The following is a 1,387-nucleotide window of genomic DNA, read 5'->3' on the forward strand; positions in this document are numbered from 1 at the left end:
CACAGCCGGATTCACCACCCCTGAACACAAACATCCACACCGACCGGTCACCACAACCAAATTCAGCGCGTAACTACACAAATTCAATCTCGGTAGGCGACGGTCCGTGCGTCCGGATCGACAATGCCTCGCGGACGCACGGAACACCCGGGCCTACCGCCCACCGTAGACCGAAATCCCCTGAGCAACGACGTTTTCGGTCCCCGGAACCGAAACGGCGAACACATCTTGTCGTCCGAGACTGGTTATTTCGGATATCCGATCCCAGAAGACGTCGTTGGTGCAGAGCATCGCCAGTTCGGGAGCGCCGAGGTATCCGCCGCTCGCGCAGGTCGGAGTCGGCTGGGGGCGTGCTTCCACATGGTGGATCCGCAGAATTTGGCTCCCATTGCCGACTGGGACTCGCGATGGGTCATGCCACGGGTCGCCAGGAGCGCTCGGGCCGTATTCCAAAACCGCTGCCGAGCGGGTACGGTCCAATCTGCATGTCTACCAGCTCTTTCGAGTGGGTCGAGTGGCGGACTTTTTGCCGCGAATTGGCGGCCGTGTGGGCAACAATCGCCACTGCCATGAGAATCCTAGCGTTGAGTCGGCCTGAAGCGCGGTATCGGAATTACTTCCGACCCGTTTCTCCAGGCCGCTCGCCGAACCGGCCGTGCCTGTCTCCAGGCAACCGGCTCTCCACAAGCCTCGTCAGGCGCATTGGTCTTCACGGGCCGCAGGCCACGGGGACGGGATCTTCGCACCTCGGTAGCGATATCGCGTGGTGCGCACCGCTGCCGGGTTGTAGAGCTTGACCTCGCCATCGTGGGGCCACCATCCGCCGTCGCAGTAGCGACGCCGTAGGTCTTGCCAGGTGGCCTTGGTGTGCTTGCGTCTCAGCCAGGCGAACACGTAGCGCCAGACCACAGCCCGCAGGTATGCGAACGTGCGGCTGGACACTCCTGGCCGGAAATAGGCGCACCAGCCCCTCAACATCGAGTTGAGATGATGTATCAGGGCCGCCAGCGGCTGGGTGACGCTGGCCCGGCAGATCGTCTTCACCTTGCCGACAGCGGATTTGACCGCCTTCTTCGCCGGATAGGTGTAGACGTAGCGGTGGGCCGTGCCTCGCTTGATCCGGCGCTGGATGCGCCAGCCCAAGAAGTCGAGGCCCTCGTCGATATGGGTGATCAGGGTCTTTTCTTCCGACAGGCGCAGGCCCATCGTCGCCAAGACTCCCGCGATCTCGTCCCGTAGGGTTTCGCAGTCGGCACGTGTTCCCGTCACTGCGAGAACCCAGTCGTCCGCGTACCCCTATCTGCCAGACTCGCGTGAGACATGGTGACCCAGTAGTTCTCTGACGATATGGGCGAGATCGGATGTTCTGAGCGTGACGTTGAGTGTT

General features: G+C 62.1%; 1 protein-coding gene. It reads right to left on the reverse strand.

Features of this window, described 5'->3' with window-relative positions; all coding sequences use genetic code 11:
- Positions 1–693: 693 nt before the first annotated feature.
- The gene (locus tag ABZ909_RS43665) at positions 694–1,269 is read right to left on the reverse strand and encodes a group II intron maturase-specific domain-containing protein (RefSeq protein ID WP_357012404.1); all 576 of its coding nucleotides are present in this window, start codon (positions 1,267–1,269) and stop codon (positions 694–696) included.
- Positions 1,270–1,387: the final 118 nt, after the last annotated feature.

It is taken from the genome of Nocardia sp. NPDC046763 (assembly GCF_040645495.1).
In the GTDB taxonomy this organism is placed as follows: Bacteria; Actinomycetota; Actinomycetes; order Mycobacteriales; family Mycobacteriaceae; genus Nocardia.